We start from the raw sequence: 22,228 nt of genomic DNA, 5'->3' as shown, positions 1-22,228 counted from the left end.
TTAACTAATTATGGTTCTCATTATTTTCTTTAAATAAATCTTTTAATTTAGCAAAGGCAGGGTTTATTTGTTCCTTTTCTTTCTTATCAAATTCATCTTCAGAAATCACAGCCCAACCATTTCCTTCAGGATAAATATTTTGATCTCGTTCTTCCTCAGTCAAAATTGTAGTTGGGATATTTAATAAAACGTTGTCTTCAATCGCTTTTTGCAAATTAATAACTTCGTTTTTTACTTTCACAATCGGGATGTCACTCTCATCGATTTCCTCTTTAGCTACATCTGTATCAGTATAATTCTCGCTAAAACGAAAATTTTCTGTAAACTCAACAGGCTTTAAACTACGACTGGAAGGAACAACTAAACAGGCTTGTACGTGAAAGATACCGGTAACGTAAGGTTGATTGTAAAATGCATCCCCTGAAACATTCACGTTATTTACTTGATAAACTAAGCCATGACTTCGCTTAATAAATTCTTCTTGCAACTCGACCTCACATTCAATGTGAGTTACAGGTTCATTGCTATTTTTTATTTGAGTAAAATTCAAAGTTAACATTTAGACCTCCACTGGACGTCGCCCAAAGTTTTGATCAACTCCCATAAGTTGCTCAAAAAAACGATCAACACGTAATTGTAATTTCATTGACCCACTTTTAGTATTTTTTTGATCAACCTTCGATATGATGTCTGCGAATGGTTTTTTTCTAATCCCTTTAAGATATTTTCTTCCTAATTTACTATAGCCTAAAAGTAGAAGCGATTCATGGTTAAAGCTGCCAGTCATGTCTTCTTGAGTTACATTTAAGAGCGTATACAGGCTCAGACGACGCAAACGAGAATAAGTATAACGCTTTGATTTTACCCTTCGTAAAAATTCTGTAAAAGTTTGTGCAGCGTGAATCTCATGTTTCATTTTGTACTCAAGGCCTTCACTCATTTGATAAATTCTTCTTAGTTCAGAAACTGAAGAAGATTCCAATCTATATTTTAAAAATGGAAACAGCAAATTCCAATTTGGATAATTCTTTTGCTTGAATAAAAGCTGAACCTCTTTTTTAGGCAACCATTGTTCCAATGTATAATTAGTTTCATTATGAAGAATCATATTTCGTATTGCACTTGCACTTTGAACAACTTTATTACTCTGCAAAACGTCATCATGTCCAGCACCAATTCGGTTAACAGGATGCAAAACTAAAGGCGTCCCCAAATTATGATTAGCAACTGCATAGGCTAGAGCAAGAATCGCATTGGGCTCACTAACTTCATGACCAACTTCTCTTGCTACCATTTGGTTATATTGGGTTGAATAAGTTTGACTATAATCATTAAAGTCCATATGACTTTGTGGAATTTCAGCAATTTTACTACCTAAATAAGCATAATTTTGTGTAGCGTCTTCAACTCCAAAAATCAAGTCAGTTGCGCCAACTTTGACCAGTTGATCTATACTGCCAAGTGCAAACAAATCAGCTGGTTCAACGGAAGTGGAAAATGGCAGTTCAAGTACTAAATCAGCACCACTTTCAAGTGCTGCCTGCGTACGAGTCCATTTATCCATAATTGCCATTTCCCCACGCTGAACATAATTACCAGACATGACTACGATGATTGGGTCTTCACTGCCAGCAATATATCGAGCCTGATTCATTAAAAATTCATGCCCACTATGGAAGGGATTGTATTCTGCAATGATCCCTACTACACTCATTGTTAGTTAATCTTCCTTTAATTCTAATCTTTTACCGTTAGCCCATAGTTTTTCAACATTGTAAAAATCACGTGCATCTTCAGTAAAAACATTTACAACAACATCGCCTAAATCAAGCAGAAGCCAATTTGATTCACTCGTGCCTTCAACGCGATAATCATAATAATTAACCTTGTGAGCTTCATCAATGATAGCATTAGCTATAGCATGTAATTGTCTGTTTGAACCAGCACTGGTCACAACATAATAATCAGCTAAAATACTATGTCCCTGCATATCATAAGCTGCAGTATCTTCTCCATGACGATCACTAATTGCCTTTAGAGTAAAAGCCAATATTTCTTTACTAGTCAATTTTTCTCCTTATTCTTTAATACCCCAAACATTATAAGCGTCTAAAGTACGTGGATAGATTTTATTTCTTTTTTCAATTAAAAATTCAAGAGTATGTGCTAATTGATAGCCAACTCCCTTATCAAGATTAGCATAAGTTATTTTACGCGCTTCTTCAACTCCTGGAAATGACCTGCCAGGTTCAATATAATCAGCCATAAATACAATTTTATCTAAAGTTGTCATTTCAACGTCAGCTGTTGTATGCCTGCGTACTGCCGTTAAAATTTCTGAATCATTAATTTTCAGATCTCTCTGAATAAAATATATACCTACAATACCATGCCAAATGCTTCGATTCCAATTTAACAGATCTTGATCAAAGCCCTTGGTTTTAATAACTTCACGATATTCCTCGACTGAAACTTGTTTTGCATAATCATGTATAAATCCAGCTAATGCGGCTTTATCTTCATCATATTGGTTTAACTCTGCTAATTTTTTAGCAGTTTTGCTAACTCCAATACAATGCTCAAAACGATCTTCAGTCATATTACTTTTTTCTTTAGACACAATTTCATCACTAGATAGAACCGAATAAGTCTTTTTGAAAAATAAATCATTCATGATATAAGCCTTTTTTCTGAATATAATTTCTCACTGTATCAGGTACCAGGTATCTGATTGAACCCCCAATCGCAATTGTTTGTCTAACAAGGCTGGAACTAATTGCAATGGCAGGAACATCAACCCAAATCATTGGTAATTTTGCTTTTTGGGGGTATCCTGCCCTTTGAACTCCAACAAGAGTTGCCAGTTGAGCCAATTTAGTAGGCTCTTTCCATTCACCTAGATTATTAACTTGATCACTGCCCATGATCAAATAATAATGATTTTCGGGTTGAGATTCACGCAAATATCTTAAGGTATCAACTGTATATGAAACCCCTCCACGATATAATTCGAATAATTTTACTTGAAAACGAGGATTATCCTGAGTACCTAACTCAAGCATATTTGCACGATCTTGTGCAGAAACCACTGGCTCATCCTTTAATGGAGGAACATTGGTAGGAATAAACCAAATTTCATCAAGATGAAGTTTGGTCAATACTTGTTCAGCTACTATTAAATGACCTAAATGAATTGGATTGAATGTTCCACCAAAAATACCGATTTGACGACCTTTTTTGTGTTCTATTTTTTCTTCAGCTACTTCAACAGTTGGTGTTTTTTGATAATTCTTAGCAATAGCAATCATTATATCCTCTAAATTAATGCACGTCTAATACCTAGACCAATTTGACCTGGTGTATATACTCTAACCAAACAATTCGCAGGAACTGTAACAAAGCCTATTCCACCCAATAGCAAATCACTTTTTTCTTTAGTATGATATTCCTGCCATTTTAAAGGGGGCAACTCATCACTTTGCGAAGGTGGATTGAGCAGTTCACCGAGATGTTTATCATAGAAACTATCTGCATTTTCCGTTTTAGTCCTGTGAATATATAATCCCCGTGCTGCATAAACCGTAAAACTTGCTTTTTCCCCCTTTAAAAAGTCCACTCTGCCTAATCCAGCTAAAAATAAAGTGTTACCTGAATTAAGCTGAAAAGTTACAGGCTTAAGCTGCTTTTGCGGTGAAATCATGCTCAATTCCTGAGCGTTTAAACGTGTAGCCAACTGATTTTCCGTTATTATTCCTGGAGTGTCGACTAAAAAATGACCATTTGCCAAAGGAATTTCAATTTTATCAAGTGTTGTTCCCGGAAAGCGTGATGTAGTGATCAAATTTTGAATATCTCCCATTTGATCAATAATTGCATTGATAAGAGTGGATTTACCTACATTTGTTGTTCCTACAAAATACACATCTCGATCACGTGAGTTTTGATCTAAATATGCTATCAATTCTGATAAATTCTCTTTATTTTTAGCGCTAACCAAAAATACTTTTTTAGGAAATAAACCAACGCGATTAGCTTCCTGTCGCATCCAGTCCTTTATTTTGCTTTGACGAGAATTTTGCGGAAAAAGATCAAATTTATTGCCAACAAGAATAAAATCATTCTTTCCAATAAAACGTGTAATTGCAGAAAGCAAAGAATTGGTGAAATCAAATAGATCTACGACGTTGACAATTAATGCTTTCTTTTCTGATAAAGAATTTAATAATTTTAAAAAGTCATCATTATCAGACTCGACTGGCATAATTTCATTATAATGACGCAAGCGAAAACACCGCTGGCAATAGATATCATTGCCCTCATCTTCACTTTCTCTTGCTTGCTTCAAACAGGAAGCGGGTAAAAATCCTGCTTCTTGTGGACTATCTGATTGAAGAACAGCACCGCAACCGATACAAATAATTTGGTCATCCATTTTTTAATGTCTCCTTAAATGTAACTGGGTGTGAAAGGCTTAAAAAGAAAAAAATAATTTTCTCAAAAAAACGATTAATACGTGTATTCCACTTATCAGTTTGAATAAGCGGTTTTACTAATACTGATTCTACACCAGCCAAGTTTCCTGCCTGTATATCTGTGATTAACTGATCACCAACCATCATGACCTGGTCTTTTTTTAATCCCATTCTTTTTCTTTTCTTTGTTATAGCAAAGGGCAATGGCTTTTTCGACTTGGCTACAAAGTCAATATGATAAGGATTTAGAACTTTGCCCACTCTTTCAGCATTGTTATTAGAAATCACAACTAACTTAATATTGGCTTGTGCTAATTTTTTATTTAGATTATTCATTTTTTCAGCAGTTTCAAATTCGTTCCATGCCAAAAGAGTGTTGTCTAAATCTGAAAATACTGCTTTGATACCAATTTGGTTTAGCACCTTAATATCTAAATGATAAATTGTGTCAATTGTATAGTGTGGTCTGAATAACATTCAATTTCCCTCTTATCTATCACTGCACTAGTTTAATATACCAAATTTTCTACTGCAAGTGCTAAATTTTGACATAAAAAAACGGCGCCATAAGCGCCATTTTTGGTTAATTTAAAGCCTTTTTAGCAGTTTCTGCTAATTTTGCAAAGGTCTTTGAATCGTTATAAGCAATATCAGCTAACATCTTACGGTTAATATCAACACCAGCTAATTTTAAGCCGTGCATTAACTTAGAATATGAAATATCATTTTGTCTTGCTGCAGCATTAATTCTTGCAATCCATAACTTTCTGAAGTCGCTCTTGCGTCTTCTTCTGTCACGAAACGCATATCTGTATGATACAAATAACTGTGTACTTGCAGCCTTAAATTGCATATGCTTTGCGCCACGGTAACCCTTGGCAAGCTTCATAATCTTTTTACGACGTTTACGTGTAACTGTTCCACCCTTAACTCTTGGCATCTAAAATTCCTCCTAAATATCGTTTTATATATTTGATTAACGCATTTGAGAGAGCATCTGTTTGATGCGCTTCAAGTCGCTGCGTGAAACCATTGCAGCCTTTCTCAAATGACGACGTTGTTTCTTAGTTTTGCCGTGGAAACGGTGACCTGTAAAAGCGTGATGACGCTTTAATTGACCAGAAGCAGTTCTCTTAAAACGCTTAGCAGAAGCGCGGTGGGTTTTCATTTTTGGCATTTTTCTAATTCCTCCAAATTAACTAATTATTTTTGTCACTCTTCGGAGCGAGCATTAAGAACATTGAACGGCCTTCCATCTTGGGCTTGCTAATTACAGTAGCAATATCGGATGTGGCTTCAGCCATTTTTTCCAACACTTCACGACCTAGTTCCTTATGAGTGATTGCTCGACCTCTGAACCTGATCGAAACGCGGACTTTAGCACCTTCCTTGGTGATAAATTTACGCGCATGTTTTAACTTGGTGTTAAAATCGTTACCCTCAATCGTTGGACTTAAACGGATTTCTTTTACACTAACCGTTTTAGACTTTTTTCGAGATTCTTTAACTTTCTTTTGTTGCTGGAAACGGTACTTTCCATAGTCCATGATACGAGCAACAGGTGGCTTGGCATTAGGCGAAATTAGAACTAAATCTAAATTTGCAACACTTGCTTGACGTAAAGCTTCAGTTTTAGTTACAACACCAACTTGTTCACCATCTTCATTAATTAAACGAACTTCGCGAGCGCGAATTTGATCGTTCAATATCAAATTCCTTGGAATAATTCTTCACCTCCATGTTAATCTGAGGACAAGAAAAAGGCGGGTAAACTTTACCCGCCCATAATCAACAGAAAATATCGATCAGCCCAGAGGTCAACTTAACTTAGGCGAGAAGCGGGAAGCTTCTTCTTGTTCTCAACTGTCGTAATTATACTCGTCTTTTGTAACTATGTCAATCAGATAAATTTTAATGCTTTAATTTATGCCAATTGTTTATTGAGTCTATTACCGATTAAGGACAGGGTAAAGCAAACAATAAAATATAAAAGCGTCAGGGCCGCAAACATTGGGACGATATAATTGGCATTTTGACCATAAATAACTTGTGCGTGTTGCATTAGTTCAGGTACAACAATGATAGTAGCTAAAGATGTGTCCTTAATTAAGGACACAAACTGTCCAATAATAGTAGGAATCATATGACGATATGCCTGCGGCAAAACAACATGCCATAATGCCTGCACGAATGTCATTCCTGTGGATCTGGCACCTTCAATTTGACCCACAGCAACTGACTGAATACCTGAGCGCACAATTTCAGCGATCATACTGGATTCAAAGATTGTCATTGCAATAATTGCTGACAAAATTGCTCCTGGCCTTAAACCAATATTTGGCAAACCAAAATAGGTAAAGAAAATAATCAATAATAACGGTAAATTTCTCACAATGTCAATAATGAAACCAACAATTGCCGAAATAAATTTAATTTTTGCATAGCGAATTATTCCCAGAATCGATCCTAAAATGAAACTTAGCACGATTGCAAAAACTGAAATAAATAATGTGACTGCTAACCCCTTTAATAGAAAACCAAAGTTTAACCATGATAGGGCATTAATCCATGTTTGCATTTTAGTCCCCTCCCTACGCCATTTTCTTTTCTAGATATTGCATATAATAACTTAACGGCATAGTAATTATTAAATATAGCACACCGATTACAAAATAACTGTTAAAAGTATCAAAAGTCACAGAAGCAATTGCATTAGCCTGGTACATTAAATCAAAACCAGCCACAAAAGCTAAAATAGACGAATCTTTTATTAAATTGACAAATTGATTTCCTAATGGTGGAATAACAATTTTAAAAGCCTGAGGTAAAATAACATAACGCATAGCTTGCTTATAAGTCATCCCCGTAGATCTGGCACCTTCCATTTGGCCTTGTGAAACAGACTGAATGCCTGAACGGATTATTTCAGCAATAAAAGCTGAAGTATACAAGAACAAACCAATTGTACCTGCAGTAAAGCCGTCAATTTGAACAAAATATTTCGGTACTATTAAGTAAAAGAACATTACGATAATTAATAACGGAATATTGCGAAAAATCTCAACGTAAGTTCTACCGATTTTGTTTGCCACTTTATTAGGGATAACCTCTAAAAGCGCTAATAAAACTCCAAAAATCAGACTAAATATTAAGGTTAACAAGCTTGATAAAATAGTCCAGCCGAATCCTGAAAATAGTTGACTACTAAAATTATTGAAGATACGAATCATTTTATATACATCTCCTTATAGTTAAAACCAGGAACTTGACCGAACCACTTTTTAATTAAGCGATTGTATTCTCCACTCTTTTGAATCTTGTCAATCGCTCGATTTATAGCCCTATGAAAAGGTTCTTGATTTTTATTTACTGCGATGCCATAAGGTTCTTTAGTATAAGTTCCTCCGGTTACTTCAAGGCTTCCAGGACTCTGTGCGGCTAAACCATATAAAATACCATTATCACTAGTCAAAGCATCTCCTTGATGCGATTTCAAAGCTGATACTGCCTGACCATAATCTTGCATTGCGACAACTTTTGCTCTGGGAGCAACTTTCTTTACTGCCTCAACAGAGTTGTCTCCAACAATACCGATTACAGTTTTGCCATTAAGATCACTTGGCTTTTTAATTTTTGATCCTCTAGGGACAAGAAATGATTTACCAGCCTGAAAATACGATTTAGAAAAACTAATCACTTGCGCTCTTTCAGGAGTAATTGTCAAAGTGGCAATTACCGCATCAACGTTACCATTTTTCAATAAAGGTATTCTCGACTGTGAAGTGGCAAGCGTAAAGCGAGCTTGTCCTTTAGGACCTAAAATTTCTCTAGTAATGGCTTTGGCCATATCAATATCAAAGCCCTTTTCTTTATCATCTCTAATATCGATTAGACTAAAAAGCTTTTTGTCACCTTCAACTGCCCAAGTAATGGTATTGGACGAGCGCACATTTTTCAAAGCTGACTGGTCAGTGACACTGTTGCCACAACCTGATAAAAGGAACATTCCCAAAAATAGCGAGATTGAGCAAATTAATTTTTTCATGATATTGCCCCCTCTTAATGCGCTATTATTTTGCTTAAAAATTGCTGAGCCCGTTCTGTTTTTGGCTGTTTAAAGAAGGAAGAACTGTCATCATCTTCAACAATATGACCCTGGTCCATAAAGATAACGCGGTTAGCCACTTCCTTAGCAAAACCCATTTCGTGGGTAACGATCAGGGAAGTCATATCACTAGAAGATGTAATCTTTTTAATTACCTGTAAAACTTCATCAATCATCTCTGGGTCAAGTGCTGAAGTTGGTTCATCAAAAAGCAATAATTTGGGATGCATTGCTAAAGATCGAGCAATAGCTACACGTTGCTTTTGTCCACCAGATATCTGTGCTGGCATATTTTGGGCTTTATCAGCCACACCAACCATATCAAGCAAATTCATTGCCTGTTTTTTATTTTCATCCTCAGGTATATGACTGACAATTCTAGGTGCCAGCATCACATTTTCCAAAACATTTTTGTTTTTATAAAGATTAAAGTGTTGGAAAACCATGCCGACATCCTGGCGCAACCTATTTGAATCAGTCTTGGGATTGGACAAATCCTGATTATTAACTATCAGCTTTCCACCCTGAATTGACTCTAAGCGGTTTATTGTTCTAATAAGCGTACTCTTACCGGAACCGGAAGGTCCGATTAAAACAACAGTTTCGCCTTTATCGATTTGTAAATTAATACTATGCAACGCGTGAAATTTGCCATAAAATTTCTGCACGTCATGAAATTCTACCATTGACATAATTAATGCTCCTTTTTAGCAGTCTTAATTTAACTATTTAAACCAAGCTTTTTTAGCAATTGATTAATTAATCAAAAGTGCATCCCGTCAACACTACATTTTGTTACTCGACGTGCAAATTTTAGCGGTTTTTATATTTAAGGTCTAAGTTATCAAATTATTCCTGCAATCTATTAAATTAAACTTGTCTTTACTATTTTTTACTCGATTATTCTTCACGTGAATATGATTTAACATCCTGCTTAATTTCACTGATAAATTCGTCAAAACTCTTGGCTACCTCTTCTTCAGTACCGTAGCGACGAACGTTTACACCATTGTCCTTTAATTCCTTGTCACCTAAAACAAGAGTATATGGTACTTTTTGTGTTTGTGACTCACGAATCTTGTAACCTAATTTTTCATTACGTAAATCTGCTTCAGCCCTAAAGCCACGTTTATTTAGTTCGTCGCGAACTTTTTTGGCGTAATCTGAATGGGCTTCCAAATTTACTGGGATCACTTCTACTTGAACTGGAGCCAGCCAAGTTGGAAAAGCACCTTTGTAAATCTCAATCAGGTAAGCTATGAAACGTTCCATAGTACCAACAATCCCGCGGTGAATCATAACTGGTCGGTGCTCTTCACCATCTTGACCAACATAGGTTAAGTTAAATCTTTCAGGCAGCATGAAGTCTAGTTGAATTGTGGACATTGTTTCATCTGCACCTAAAGCAGTTTTAGTTTGAATATCTAGTTTTGGACCGTAAAATGCAGCTTCACCTTCAGCTTCAACATAGTCAAGTCCCATATCGTCCATAGCCTTTTTCAGCATTGACTGACTTCTTTCCCACATCTCGTCGTTAGCAAAATACTTTTTAGTATTCTTTGGATCACGGTAAGAAAGTCTGAAGTAGTAATCAGTGATGTCAAAGTCTTTGTAAACATCTAAAATTAGAGTCAAGATTTTTGAGAACTCACTTTGAACTTGATCTAAAGTCACAAATGTATGACCGTCGTTTAAAGTCATTTCTCGTACACGTTGCAGTCCTGACAGAGCACCAGATTTTTCATATCTGTGCATCATACCTAGTTCTGCAATCCTAATTGGGAGCTCGCGGTATGAACGAATGTGATGTTTGTAAATTTGAATGTGGGAAGGACAATTCATTGGTCGCAGCTCAAGCATTTCACCGTCACCCATATCCATTGGTGGGAACATGTCGTCACGATAGTGTGCCCAGTGGCCTGAAGTCTTATAAGCGTCAACGTTCATTAAAACTGGAGTATAAACGTGTTGGTAGCCGTCAGCGACTTCTTTATCGATAATGTAGCGTTCTACTACCCGGCGAATTGTGGCACCTTTGGGCATCCAGTATGGTAAACCAGCACCAACTTTTGGATCAACAAAGAATAAATCAAGATCACGACCAATTGTTCTATGATCACGTTCTTTAATTTCTTCACGTCTTTTAATGTCCGCATCCAAATCTGCCTTTTTGAAAAATGCTGTACCCGAAATTCTTTGAAGCATAGGATTAGAAGATTGCCCTTTCCAGTAAGCACCGGCAACTGACAATAATTTAAATTGCTTAATTTTTCCTGTGTTAGGCAGTAATGCATCAAAGCCAAAGTCGATAAAGTCGCCTAGTTTGTATACTCGAACTTGGTCACCTTTTTCAGCTTTAAGCATTTCACTCTTATAAGGATCCTCATTGAATACAGCAGCCAATTCATCTTTAGACATTAAGTTAGATTCAATCTTTTCTCCTGCTTTAATTGCTTTTTTGATCGCTTTTTCCAAGTCAGGTAATTCATTGATTTTTATTTGATTTTCTTTATCAGTGTCAACGTAAAAGCCTTCGTCGTCAGCTCCATGTTCACCAAAATGAATCTCAGGATAGGCCTTCTTGGCCACAGCTTCAAGAACGAATGCAACGGTATCACGCAAAATTGCTAAGCCCTCTTTATCCCTGTCGGTAATAATTGCAACTTCCGCATTTTTGTTCACCTTATAGTCTAAAGCAACAATTTGACCATTTACTTTTGCACCAAGAGCTGCTTTACCTAAAGATGTACCAATGCTATGTGCTAAATCAGATATTGAAACAGCATCTGTAAAATCTTTTTTTGAGCCGTCAGGCAAAGTAATCGAAAAACTCATTATTTCCTCCAAAATTTTTATAACAAAAAAATCCCAGTGCAATTAAGCACTGGGACGTTAATTAACGTGGTTCCACCCAAAATTTAGTTCAAGAAAATGAACTATCTCGTTATAGATTGTTAACGGAATCTAACCCATTATCAAAATTTAGGTATGAATGAGTGGATTGCAAGCGCTAATGAAAGCTTTCAGAATAATGCTTTTCTCTCTGAGTTGCGTTGCAACATGTTCATTCATTGGACTTAATTATAACCCAATAATTTTTTAATGCAAGTATATTTTCATTAAAAAATTAAATTATTCTGCATCTTTTATAACTTAGTGACGTCGATTAGGTCCAGATATTACTATTTCCGTTGCTAAAGAACGTATTCTTTCCATTATTCTAGCAGCCTTCACTGGTTCAATTGAACTTTTGGTTTCCTTGAAATGGTCCTCCAAATCAGCCATAGCAAAATTGGACGAGAAAAAGGTTGGCAAAATATTGTCCATTCGAGCCTGTAAAATTACTGCCAAGACCTCGTCTCGTGACCATTGACTTAAATTTTCCGCACCGATATCATCCAATATTAACAAGTCAGAATTAGCAATTTTTTGTACTTCAGTTTGTAAACTATTGTCATTAAAATGACTGGACAAACTAGCAATGAAGGTTGGAACGTGCAGAAAAACGACATATTTTTCCATTGCAGCTACCTGATTTGCCAGTCCTGCTAAAATATACGTTTTACCAATACCAAAATTACCTGATAAATAAAGACCCTTTTGGTGAATATCTTGTGAATACCGATATAAAAAGCGCTGAATAGCAGTCATTACTTCTGCTCTTTCTGGTGTCATTTCAATTTTACTTAAACGAACATCATGCAAACCCTCTGGTAAATTAATTAAACGCAAGTGCTTTTTAATATTAATTTCCTGATCATGAATCAGTTTACTGTCTTCAGGAACAAATTTAAGACTAATGGCATTTTTATTCATTATCAAATCTGGATAATATCCTTTGGTCACAGGATCTTTTTTATGTTGGCTCAGATAAAATTCAAAAAGACTGGGAAGGCTTTTATCAATTATACTGTCATTAAGTTGTGCTCGGTGCTGACTGATAAATTGTTGCACTTTGGGTTCTGCCAAAACTTTTTGCTTAATTTTAGCGGTACTCTCGTCTTCTGCTTTAGCAGTTTGTCCTTTAGCCATAATTTTTTTAATGGGTTGCATTTTATTTCACCTACTTCATGCCGTTTTTATCTTCAAAATTCTTGAAAAATTCTTTTAGCTCCGCACTTGAGACATCAGATTTTAATTTTGGCTTTTGCTTGTTCCAATCAGTGCCCTTTTCAACCGTTTTTCCGGGAGCAAAGCGGTTATACCGCTTGCTTCGCCTTTGTTCTTGTGCTTTTTTCCTCTTGTCCATATAATCCAAGGCCTGAGCACCCGTTTTAACACCATGTTGCAGCCAATCATGCAAAATTTTGTTTGCTAAACGAAAAGAAATGTTGGGGCCACTTTTTAAACAAGCATATGTCAGAATATTAAGTAATTCCGCTGATATTCCCTTATCATTATATAGGCTGTCTAACACTTGATATTCACTCGCATCGACATAATCATTTTTCTCAGCTTTTAAATGATATAAAAACTGTGCCGGAGTATCAGTCTGTGCTTTTTGCAATAATTTTTGCTCTTCCTGATTTAATTGGCTATTATTATCAAATTTGTCAGATATTTTAGCCTTGCTTTGCAAATGTCTGCGAGTAGCACTACCATGAATGCTGTTAGCAATAGTTTGCTTAATTTCTCTCATATTTAAATGATAGTCACCATGCAAACAAGGTATTGCCTCGTCAACAAATTCCTGTTCTGTCAGCCCATATATGCGCATTACTGCGCGAATAGCTTCTTTGTTCTGATCAATTTCACTGCCAGCTATTTGATAAATTTCGAATTGCTGTTTCATAAAATTCCAGTCAATATTATCTTGATCATTAATAGTAGCATAATTGCTTGCAGAATAATTATTCTCTCGAGCCGCTTTTTTAACCTCAATTGAAGGATCTATTGCTTCTTGATCGGATAAATGGAAAACATCCATAAATGAAGCAGAAATATTAGGTGCCTCTTTGATGCCACTTAATTCACTCTTATTTTGTTTAGCTTCTCTGGCAAACTCGTGACTCAATTTGTTAAAGGCAGATACTCCAACTTTTTCTTTTAATAAACTAGCTAAAAGTGCAGTTGTAAAAAATTCACTGCTTGCTGGAACTCTCTTAATTTTGAAACACAAAACCTGACCCATAATTTGGTTATCGAGCAGTCTCGTTTGAATCAAACCAACGGCTTCAAGCTTGTGCAGTGCACCAAACAACTTTTTTATATCACAATCTGTCTGTTCTTGAAGAGTATAGATTCCCTTAGCATCAGAAAGCATTGCCTGTGCACTATAATCTTCATTTAGACTTAAATAGACAGCTAAAGCAAGGGAGCCAATAAGAGGTTGATACAATTTAATTAATATGTGCAAATCTTTAGGAAAAATATCCACTTTGTTGGTAATGAAAAACGGCTGTTTGGGATCATTTGTCTCAAACATAATTAATTACCCTTTTCCCTTTTTGCAATCATATCTTCCATTGTTTTCATAAAGCTGGACATATCTTTAAATTCCCGATAAATGGAAGCAAAACGAATATAGGCCACATCGTCAATTTTTGCCAGCTCATCCATTACCAGTTGACCAATCTTTTTCGAAGAAATCTCGCTAACCCCCTGTTGTCTGACTTTGTTTTCTACATGGTCGACTAGTTCTTCAAATTGTGTACTTGATATCGGCCGCTTTTGACCAGCCGCCATTACGCCATGCAAAATTTTTTTACGATTAAAAGGTTCACGAGTACCATCATTCTTAATCACTAATAAAGGAGTAGTTTCAACTCTTTCAAACGTGGTAAACCGAAAGCCACAGTTTTCGCATTCACGGCGACGTCTAATTGCACGATTTTCATCACTTGGACGTGAATCAATGACTTTTGATGCATTTTTATGACAATTAGGACATTCCATATAAGTCCTCCCCTTTTATTTCAAGAAGCAACTGTGCTAATTTGGATTTCAGATCTTGCTTTGTACCAGTATTATTAATCACAAAATCAGCCAATTTTTCTTTCTGGGACAAGGGCATCTGACTACGAATTCGCTTCAAAGCAGCACCTTTACTTAAATTATCCCTTAACATTAACCGCTTCATTTGCAGAGATTCTGGTATTGCAATCAATAAGGTAAAATCGCAATATTTTTGACCATTTGATTCAAATAAAACTGGTGCATCGACAACAACCAAAGAATTTTTGTTCCGGTTGTTTAGCGCAATTTTAGCCTGTATTTCTTGAAAAATCAACGGATGGGTAATTTCATTTAAAGCTTCAAGCTGCTTTTCATCATCAAAAACAATCTGTCCTAACGCTGAACGATTGATAGATTGGTCTGACTTAAGTATTCTTTTTCCAAACTGTTTTACTACTAGTTCATAACCCTTCTCGCCTTTATTTAAGATATCGTGAGCAATTTGATCGCAGTCTATAACCGGTATTTGTTTTTCTCTAAAAAAAACATCAGCAGTGCTTTTACCACTGGCTATCCCGCCGGTTAAGCCTAAAATCTTTGTCATTTGTAAATCACCTGACACTTAGGACAAAATGTTGTACCTCGTCCGTTTACTTTAATTTTTTCAAGAGGCGTACCACAACGCATGCAAGGTTCACCCTTGTGACCATATACCTGCAACATTTTTTGAAAACCACCTGTCTTACCATTTGCATCTAGATAGGTATGAACTGTAGTACCCCTTTCTGCTATGGCTAATTCTATCAGCGAATTAATTTTATCATGCAGTTCTGCAACTTTTGTATCCGGGATACTATTGGCCATACTTAGTGGGTGAATTTTTGTTTCCCACAAAACCTCATCCACGTAAATGTTACCCAGACCGGCCACTACTGATTGATCAAGCAATGTATTTTTAATATTTTTCTTTTTACGGGCTAAGCCTTTTTGTAAATAAGAAACGGTAAAAGCTGCTGAGTTGGGTTCAACACCTAATTTGCCAATACCAGTTTTTTCTTTTTCTGTTCCGGTTTTTATCAGCTGCATCCGGCCAAACTTACGCACGTCATTATAACGTAAGGCCGAGTTATCGCTAAAAATGATCTGCACGTGATCATGCTTGTCTTTTTTTGTATTTATTTTGACTAAGCGATACTTACCTTCCATGCGTAAATGTGACACTATTGTTAAATTGTCACTGAGACGAATTAGCAGATATTTAGCGTAACGATCTATATTTTCTATCTTTTTTCCAGTTAATTGTCTTGCAAATTCTTTAGCATCTCCGGTAATAATTTTTGGGTACCATACAGTTACTTCTTTGATTGTTTTTCCTTTGATAAGAGGAAGAAGTGTTCGCCTGACAGTTTCAACTTCCGGCATTTCGGGCATTAAAATTACTCCTTACTTCGCAACAAACCAGTTATGACCATATCCAGAGTCAGCTACAAGAGGTATATCAAGTCTCACAGCGGATTGCATAACTTCAGGCACAATTTTTTTGATTGTTTCTAATTCATCTTTTGGTACATCAAAAATCAATTCATCATGAACCTGGACTACCATTTTTGTCTTGAGATGCATGTCATCCAATTTTTTCTGCATGTTAATCATTGCTATTTTAATAATATCTGCAGCTGAACCTTGAATAGGAGAATTGATAGCTGTCCTTTCGGCAAATGAACGGACGTTATAATTTTTGGCGTGAATATCAGGTAAATAACGCCTTCTATGCATTATTGTCTCCGCATAACCTTTTTCACGTGCCACTTGCACAGCTTTATTCATATATTCTTTAACTTGCGGATATTGTTCAAAGTAATTGTCAATAAATTCCTTAGCCTTTTTACGGCTAATATTGAGATTCTTAGACAAGCCATAATCAGAAATACCGTATACAATACCGAAATTAACTGCCTTAGCTCTGCGGCGCATTAGCGGAGTCACATCATCGGTTGACTTAAGATGAAAAATGCGCATTGCGGTGTGAGCATGAATATCATAACCCGTTCTAAAGGCTTCCTGCATCTGCTCATCACCAGAAACTTGTGCTAGTACCCGCAATTCAATTTGAGAATAATCACATGAAAAAATATAGCCGTCAGGTTCACTAGGCACAAAAGCTTTTCGAATTTGTTTACCCTCTTCTGTTCTAGTTGGGATGTTTTGTAAATTAGGGTCAACGGAGGACAAACGACCGGTTGCGGTCAGAGTTTGTAAATACCTCGTGTGAACGCGACCGTCCTTTTGAATAACATCTAGCAGGCCGTTAACATAGGTAGATTGGATTTTTGCAATTTGCCGGTAAGTCAAAATTTGCTCAATAATAGGGTTCTCATCCTTTAACTGGTTTAAAACATCAACAGAAGTTGAATAGCCAGTCTTGGTCTTTTTAATTGGCTTCAAGCCCATTTTTTCGAATAAAATATGGCCCAATTGCTTAGGAGAATTAATATTAAATTCCTCACCGGCCTCATCATAGATTTGTTGTTCCATTTTTTTAAGGTCAACCGCAAATTCATCCTGGAGCTGCGTTAAGGTATCAGCTTGGACTTTGATACCATTTATCTCCATGACAGACAAGACTCGTGCAACTGGTATTTCGATGTTGGCATAAAGATCATCCTGCTCGTGCTCTTTTAGTTTAGCTAACAATGTCTCTTTTAAGTTCTCAATTGCTTCTATCTTGCCAGCCAAATGGTTAAATAACACCTGATCGTCTTCTGGAATGTGGGCACTTTTACCTTTACCATAGACATCGTAATCACTTTTAACCGAATTATCGCCGTACATCCGACATATCTCGCCCATATCGTCTGAATTATTTTCATTATTAATCAAATATGAAGCAAGAAGCATGTCATAGTCAATGCCGCGAGCATGAATACCTAATCGGTTCAAACCTACAGTTGTCCTTTTAAGGTCGAACACATTTTTGGAAACTTTATCACTCTCAAGTATGTTTTTAAGTTTAGATTCTTTTAGCAGTTCAACATTGCGACTAATATATATTTGATTATCTACCTTAATGGCAAAACCGACAAAATCAGCTAAATGATAATTAGCACCAAGCATTCCGAGATAAAAAGTAATAGTTTGTCCATCAGTAACAGCAAAATTATTGATGTCAATTTCTTTAAGTTCAGTGAAATCAACTATTTTATCATTATCATATGTTTTTTCCGATTGATCTTGTGTTTGATTTTCTCCGTCCGGATTTAATTCACTCAAGAATTTACGAAAGTTCATCTTTTCATAGAATCTGCGCAATTTCTGATAGTCAATAGGACGCCTTTTAACATCATCGATCCCAATGGTTAAAGGAGTATGACGATCAATAGTAGCTAATTTTTTGCCTAAAAGAGCCTTATCTTTATCATTAATCAAATTTTCCTTCATTTTAGAAGGTTTCATTTCATCGATATGATCATACAAATTTTCTACTGAACCATATTCTTGGATAAGCTGTGATGCCTTTTTAGGTCCAATTTTAGTTACACCGGGGTAATTATCAGAATTGTCACCCATTAATGCCTTCATATCAATAAATTCAGTTGGTGTAACACCATTAACTTTTTTCATGTGTTCAGGTGTGTAAGCTTCTAAGTTTAGCACCCCTGATTTAGTGACCATTACTGTTGTTTGCGGCGATGCCAGCTGAGTCAAATCTTTATCACCTGTAACTACCGTAACTTTAAAGCCTTCTTTTTCACCATTAGTTACGAAAGTTCCTATGATGTCATCGGCTTCATAGTTATCAAGCTCATATGTAGACAAACCCAAGTCATGCAAAAGCTCCTGAATGTATGGCAGTTGTTCAGATAATTCTGAGGGAGTCTTTTGTCTGCCACCTTTGTAGTCAGCGTACATCTTATTTCTAAAGGTAGTTTTACCTGCATCAAAAGCAACCAAAACATGATCGGGTTCGACATCATTTAGCACGACATCAAGCATATTTTTAAATGTGTAAATGGCGTTAGTATGCAATCCTTCAGGATTTCTGAAATTTTCAAGTTGGCGATATAGTGCATAAAAGGCACGGAAGGCAACTGAATTACCATCAATTAAAAGTAATTTTTTATCAGCCATTAGATCTCCTTACAATTAAACCAATTTTCTTTATTCAACTACCATTTTAACAGTTTTTGCACGGATCTTGCACAATACTGTTTTTATAACAAACAGGTTAAATTTCGTTTATCAACTTCAAATTAACAACTTACTTTTCGCTTATTACGCTTTTTGTATAGAATTTTTAGAACTTTTTTTAAGCAAAAACATCAAACTCTTTTTAAGTTTGATGTTTCTACTAATAAATAAAGTCTTATCTGACTTTCATGTTTTAGTTACGGACAAATAATCTTTGTTTCTTTAGCAATCTGAGAATCATTATCATTAGAAGATGCTCCGAACTTACTAGAATCAGCTAATATAAAAGATTGTGAAGTCCTTTTTACTATCAACCGTTTCTTTATTGCTTCATTAAATTGTGGAGCTCTGTGCCCGCTGTTAAACACAAAAATAGCCTTACTAAACTTTTAGTAAGACTATCAAATAAAATTACAGCAACTCTTCTAAAGCATCTTCATATTTCTGAATATCTCCTGCCCCCATAAAGACAATTACGCTATTCTCGTTTTGAGCAAGATCTGCAATGTTATCAAGATCGATTACTTCTGAGCCAGGAATTTTAGCAACTAAATCATCACTTGAAATATCTCCACTTGCCTCCCTTGCAGAAGCATAAATCGGGGTAACATAGGCCTTGTCTACATCACGCAATATTTTTTCAAAATCTTTAGCATATTTCTTTGTCCTGGAAAAAGTATGTGGCTGAAAAACGACAACTAATTTCTTTTGTGGGAACTTTTGTCGTGCAGCCTGAATTGTTGCTCTCATTTCAGTTGGATGGTGAGCATAATCATCAATAATGTTGATATCACCGAAATCTTTTTCAGAAAAGCGCCGCTTTGCACCGTGATAAGTAAGCAGTCCTTTTTTAATATCTGCCACAGGAATTTTTTCAGTGTAGGCAACAGCAATCACGGCTGTTGTGTTTAGAATATTGTGGTCACCAAAAAGATGTATTTGAAATTCACCAACATTTTTACCATGATTTACGACCGTGAAGCTTGAACCTTTAGTTGTTCTTTTAATATTGACTGCTTGAAAATCATCATTATCTTCAAAACCATAAGTATATTTAGGAATATCAGAATGCAATTTCCTTAGTCTTTCATTTCCACCCCACACAAAAAGTCCTTTTCGAGTCTGATCCGCTGCTGTTTGAAAAGCCGAAGTGTAATCAGCCTGATCCTTGAAATAATCCGGATGATCAAAATCAATGTTGGTCATTATTTGATAATCTGGATGATAAGCTAAAAAGTGACGCCGGTATTCATCTGCTTCATAGACGAAGAAACGAGAATCCTTAACACCCTTGCCCTCACCGTCACCAATTAAATAGGACGTGGGTGCAGCTTCACCTAAAACATGAGCTAAAAGACCAGTAGTAGAAGTTTTGCCATGGGTTCCTGAAACACCAATGCTGGTATGCATTTTAATAATTTCTTCTACTGTATCAGGATAGCTTTGCCACGCAAGTTTCTTTTTTTCACAAGTTTTTACTTCTATGTTGTCATCTTTAAATGCGTTTCCTTTAACGATGACTTGTCCCGAATCTTTAATATTATTCGGACTAAATTCTCTAACTTCAATACCAGCTTTTTTTAGCGGTTCTTGGGTAAAAGTATACTTTTTAATATCGCTGCCAGCTACATTAAAGCCTAGATCATTTAGCAGTAAAGCTAAAGAGGCCATGCCAGTTCCTTTAATTCCGATAAACCAAATTTGCTTATTTTTATCTAACATTTGCTGAACTCCAAAATTTTATCATTGCTGTTTATTTTACCATTGCTGAGTCAAAAAAGCAGGATCATCAAAAAAGCTTTAAAAATTAGCTAAAATGCTCTTCATAAATTGATGATACAAAAAGACTTTACCATCAAAATGATAAAGTCCTAAGTGCTATAAAGTAATCTGACCGTTTGCTAGTAGTTCATCACACTTCTCGGGATCAAATGCATCTCCAACAGTAAATTCATTAGGAACTACCATAATTCCACGCTTTTTAGGTGCATGCTCAAGTCCCAATTCACGAGCAGAACAAATCATACCATAGGAATCTACATGACGCAGTTGGCCTGGCCAAATTACTTGACCATTAGGCATCAAAGTACCTGGTAAAGCAACAACCACTTTTTGCCCCTGTGCAATGTTAGGCGCACCACAGACAATTTGATGTTCTTCACCATTGCCTACATCAACTTGTGTAACATGCAAATGATCAGAATCAGGATGTTTTTCACAGCTTTTGACATAGCCATAAACAAGCGTTGGTTTGCTATAAGCAAGTTTATCAGTAAAACCAACTTCTACCAGTTTTTCATTTAAAGCATTTAAATCATCTTTTGACAGCTTAACTTGTCCATCTGGTAATTTGTCGTAGTCAATTAGCTGATCAACGTTAAAAAAGTTATAACCGGTAACATTACCCTCTTCATCAGTAATGCGCGTGATATCACCTTTTTCATCGTATTCACTATTGCCCTTATCCTGACCTAAAATTACAATCAAGGTATTGGGATAACTTCTTTTATTAATACTAGTAATCATGAATCAATAATCCTCTTTCACTTAGTCAAGTGACCGTAAAAAGCTTTCAACCTCATCTTTAGTTTTACGATCCTTATTAACTAGTCTACCAATTTCTTTGCCATCTTGGTAGACCACAAAGGAAGGAATACCCATAATATTCATTTCTTTAGCTAAGTCAATAGAACCATCACGATCAATCTGATAAAACTTGCTATCGGCAAAATCTTTTTCTATTTCTGGCATGAAAGGGTCTAAAAAGCGACAATCTGGACACCAACCTGCTGAAAATTCTAAAACTACTCGTCCATTTTTGGTAATCGAGTCTAATTTATCTTTATTCAATTCTTTTATTTGTTCCATTTTGAAAAAACCTCTCAATCCTTACTCTTATTTAATTATTTTACCCCAAAATCAGCATGCAGAGCATAAATTGGATTTCCTTTAGCTGCAAATTTGTGTTCATATTCCGTTTCAATATTGGCAGCTACAATTTCATCTTTTTCATTATGAAGATCAACTGACACAAAATCAAAATGCATCCCAAAATTATTCATGCTCTGCACAGAATAGGCAAAAAGCCCTGCATTATCAGTTTTAAATTCTATTTGACCATTTTCCTGCAAGACAGTCTGATATTTTTGTAAAAAAGACTTATAAGTTAACCGCCTTTTCTCATGCCTAGTTTTTGGCCAGGGATCACTAAAATTCAAATATATTTTACTTGCTCTGTGAGCATCAAAAAAAGTGTCAATATTAGCAGCATCTGCGCAAAGAATTTGGATGTTAGACAATTTTTTAACAAGTTTGGTTCGCAAAATCATGCCTGCCGCGGTCATTTGCAATTCCAGAGCAACAAAATTCTTTTCGGGGTGCTCTTCTGCCATCGTAGTAATAAACTTTCCTTTGCCGGGTCCTACTTCTATCTCTAATGGCTTTGAAATATCAGCAAACCGCTTTGTCCAATCAATTTTTTGACTTGGATCTGGTCGATCAATCACACTTTCTGGATGCTCTTGGACCAGCTTTACAGCCCACGGCTTGTTACGTAATCTCATCTTTT

Annotated in this window: 25 protein-coding genes and 1 other annotated feature; all 25 genes read right to left on the bottom strand. The window is 35.9% G+C overall.

All coding sequences use genetic code 11. The annotated features are described in order from the left end of the window. Nucleotides 1-4: 4 nt before the first annotated feature. Nucleotides 5-559: a DUF177 domain-containing protein gene (locus LACWKB10_RS06245; protein WP_034980184.1), complete on the bottom strand. Its 555-nt coding sequence runs from the start codon at nucleotides 557-559 to the stop codon at nucleotides 5-7. Further along, nucleotides 560-1,714, bottom strand: coding sequence for a nucleotidyltransferase (locus LACWKB10_RS06240; protein WP_034980183.1), 1,155 nt, complete (start codon nucleotides 1,712-1,714; stop codon nucleotides 560-562). A gap of 6 nt (nucleotides 1,715-1,720) precedes the next feature. After that, entirely contained in the window at nucleotides 1,721-2,068 is a 348-nt protein-coding gene (gene rsfS, locus LACWKB10_RS06235) for a ribosome silencing factor (protein WP_034980181.1), read from the bottom strand. A 9-nt stretch (nucleotides 2,069-2,077) separates the two neighbouring features. Further along, entirely contained in the window at nucleotides 2,078-2,674 is a 597-nt protein-coding gene (yqeK, locus tag LACWKB10_RS06230; protein ID WP_034980179.1) for a bis(5'-nucleosyl)-tetraphosphatase (symmetrical) YqeK, read from the bottom strand. Further along, nucleotides 2,667-3,305, bottom strand: a complete 639-nt coding sequence (locus LACWKB10_RS06225) for a nicotinate-nucleotide adenylyltransferase (protein WP_369792487.1) — start codon at nucleotides 3,303-3,305, stop codon at nucleotides 2,667-2,669. Before LACWKB10_RS06225 ends, yqeK begins: the two co-directional genes overlap by 8 nt. An 11-nt stretch (nucleotides 3,306-3,316) precedes the next feature. Beyond that, nucleotides 3,317-4,432, bottom strand: coding sequence for a ribosome biogenesis GTPase YqeH (gene yqeH / locus LACWKB10_RS06220; RefSeq protein WP_034980174.1), 1,116 nt, complete (start codon nucleotides 4,430-4,432; stop codon nucleotides 3,317-3,319). Beyond that, complete coding sequence (locus tag LACWKB10_RS06215; RefSeq protein ID WP_034980172.1) at nucleotides 4,425-4,949, bottom strand: YqeG family HAD IIIA-type phosphatase; 525 nt, start codon at nucleotides 4,947-4,949, stop codon at nucleotides 4,425-4,427. The genes yqeH and LACWKB10_RS06215 overlap by 8 nt, the downstream gene beginning before the upstream one ends. Nucleotides 4,950-5,055: 106 nt before the next feature. Next, nucleotides 5,056-5,412 carry a 50S ribosomal protein L20 gene (rplT, locus tag LACWKB10_RS06210; RefSeq protein WP_034980161.1) on the bottom strand — a complete coding sequence of 119 codons (357 nt, stop codon included), beginning with the start codon at nucleotides 5,410-5,412 and terminating at the stop codon, nucleotides 5,056-5,058. 36 nt (nucleotides 5,413-5,448) lie between these two features. Next, entirely contained in the window at nucleotides 5,449-5,649 is a 201-nt protein-coding gene (gene rpmI / locus LACWKB10_RS06205; RefSeq protein WP_034980158.1) for a 50S ribosomal protein L35, read from the bottom strand. 22 nt (nucleotides 5,650-5,671) lie between these two features. Beyond that, the gene (infC, locus tag LACWKB10_RS06200; protein ID WP_034980154.1) at nucleotides 5,672-6,184 is read right to left on the bottom strand and encodes a translation initiation factor IF-3; all 513 of its coding nucleotides are present in this window, start codon (nucleotides 6,182-6,184) and stop codon (nucleotides 5,672-5,674) included. Nucleotides 6,185-6,221: 37 nt separating this feature from the next. After that, nucleotides 6,222-6,333, bottom strand: a sequence feature (ribosomal protein L20 leader region). A gap of 63 nt (nucleotides 6,334-6,396) precedes the next feature. Then, nucleotides 6,397-7,050, bottom strand: coding sequence for an amino acid ABC transporter permease (locus LACWKB10_RS06195; protein WP_034980151.1), 654 nt, complete (start codon nucleotides 7,048-7,050; stop codon nucleotides 6,397-6,399). A 13-nt stretch (nucleotides 7,051-7,063) separates the two neighbouring features. Continuing rightward, entirely contained in the window at nucleotides 7,064-7,702 is a 639-nt protein-coding gene (locus tag LACWKB10_RS06190) for an amino acid ABC transporter permease (RefSeq protein ID WP_034980142.1), read from the bottom strand. Further along, a complete protein-coding gene (locus LACWKB10_RS06185) occupies nucleotides 7,699-8,517 on the bottom strand; it encodes a transporter substrate-binding domain-containing protein (protein ID WP_034980141.1) in 819 nt (272 codons plus the stop codon). The genes LACWKB10_RS06190 and LACWKB10_RS06185 overlap by 4 nt, the downstream gene beginning before the upstream one ends. Before the next feature lie 14 nt (nucleotides 8,518-8,531). Then, nucleotides 8,532-9,269, bottom strand: coding sequence for an amino acid ABC transporter ATP-binding protein (locus LACWKB10_RS06180; protein ID WP_034980138.1), 738 nt, complete (start codon nucleotides 9,267-9,269; stop codon nucleotides 8,532-8,534). A 208-nt stretch (nucleotides 9,270-9,477) separates the two neighbouring features. Continuing rightward, entirely contained in the window at nucleotides 9,478-11,412 is a 1,935-nt protein-coding gene (thrS, locus tag LACWKB10_RS06175) for a threonine--tRNA ligase (RefSeq protein ID WP_034980136.1), read from the bottom strand. A 318-nt stretch (nucleotides 11,413-11,730) separates the two neighbouring features. Continuing rightward, nucleotides 11,731-12,630, bottom strand: a complete 900-nt coding sequence (gene dnaI / locus LACWKB10_RS06170; protein WP_034980135.1) for a primosomal protein DnaI — start codon at nucleotides 12,628-12,630, stop codon at nucleotides 11,731-11,733. Between the two features lie 10 nt (nucleotides 12,631-12,640). Further along, complete coding sequence (locus LACWKB10_RS06165) at nucleotides 12,641-14,002, bottom strand: DnaD domain protein (RefSeq protein WP_034980133.1); 1,362 nt, start codon at nucleotides 14,000-14,002, stop codon at nucleotides 12,641-12,643. A 2-nt stretch (nucleotides 14,003-14,004) separates the two neighbouring features. After that, nucleotides 14,005-14,472 carry a transcriptional regulator NrdR gene (gene nrdR / locus LACWKB10_RS06160; protein ID WP_034980131.1) on the bottom strand — a complete coding sequence of 156 codons (468 nt, stop codon included), beginning with the start codon at nucleotides 14,470-14,472 and terminating at the stop codon, nucleotides 14,005-14,007. After that, nucleotides 14,459-15,076 (bottom strand): dephospho-CoA kinase, encoded by a 618-nt coding sequence (coaE, locus tag LACWKB10_RS06155; RefSeq protein ID WP_034980129.1) that lies wholly within the window; start codon nucleotides 15,074-15,076, stop codon nucleotides 14,459-14,461. The genes nrdR and coaE overlap by 14 nt, the downstream gene beginning before the upstream one ends. Continuing rightward, nucleotides 15,073-15,903, bottom strand: a complete 831-nt coding sequence (gene mutM, locus LACWKB10_RS06150; RefSeq protein ID WP_034980126.1) for a DNA-formamidopyrimidine glycosylase — start codon at nucleotides 15,901-15,903, stop codon at nucleotides 15,073-15,075. Before mutM ends, coaE begins: the two co-directional genes overlap by 4 nt. Nucleotides 15,904-15,915: 12 nt before the next feature. Beyond that, nucleotides 15,916-18,600, bottom strand: coding sequence for a DNA polymerase I (polA, locus tag LACWKB10_RS06145; RefSeq protein ID WP_034980124.1), 2,685 nt, complete (start codon nucleotides 18,598-18,600; stop codon nucleotides 15,916-15,918). Nucleotides 18,601-19,071: 471 nt separating this feature from the next. Further along, nucleotides 19,072-20,382, bottom strand: a complete 1,311-nt coding sequence (gene murC, locus LACWKB10_RS06140; protein ID WP_034980122.1) for a UDP-N-acetylmuramate--L-alanine ligase — start codon at nucleotides 20,380-20,382, stop codon at nucleotides 19,072-19,074. 156 nt (nucleotides 20,383-20,538) lie between these two features. Continuing rightward, a complete protein-coding gene (ytpR, locus tag LACWKB10_RS06135) occupies nucleotides 20,539-21,186 on the bottom strand; it encodes a YtpR family tRNA-binding protein (protein WP_034980120.1) in 648 nt (215 codons plus the stop codon). A 21-nt stretch (nucleotides 21,187-21,207) separates the two neighbouring features. Continuing rightward, nucleotides 21,208-21,528 carry a thioredoxin family protein gene (locus tag LACWKB10_RS06130; RefSeq protein WP_034980119.1) on the bottom strand — a complete coding sequence of 107 codons (321 nt, stop codon included), beginning with the start codon at nucleotides 21,526-21,528 and terminating at the stop codon, nucleotides 21,208-21,210. Between the two features lie 35 nt (nucleotides 21,529-21,563). Next, nucleotides 21,564-22,223, bottom strand: coding sequence for a tRNA (guanosine(46)-N7)-methyltransferase TrmB (gene trmB, locus LACWKB10_RS06125; RefSeq protein WP_034980116.1), 660 nt, complete (start codon nucleotides 22,221-22,223; stop codon nucleotides 21,564-21,566). Nucleotides 22,224-22,228: the final 5 nt, after the last annotated feature.

It is taken from the genome of Lactobacillus sp. wkB10 (assembly GCF_000760615.1).
Taxonomy (GTDB): domain Bacteria; phylum Bacillota; class Bacilli; order Lactobacillales; family Lactobacillaceae; genus Lactobacillus; species Lactobacillus huangpiensis.
Note: the sequence above shows the minus strand (reverse complement) of the source record. Positions and strands in the feature narration are given on the sequence as shown.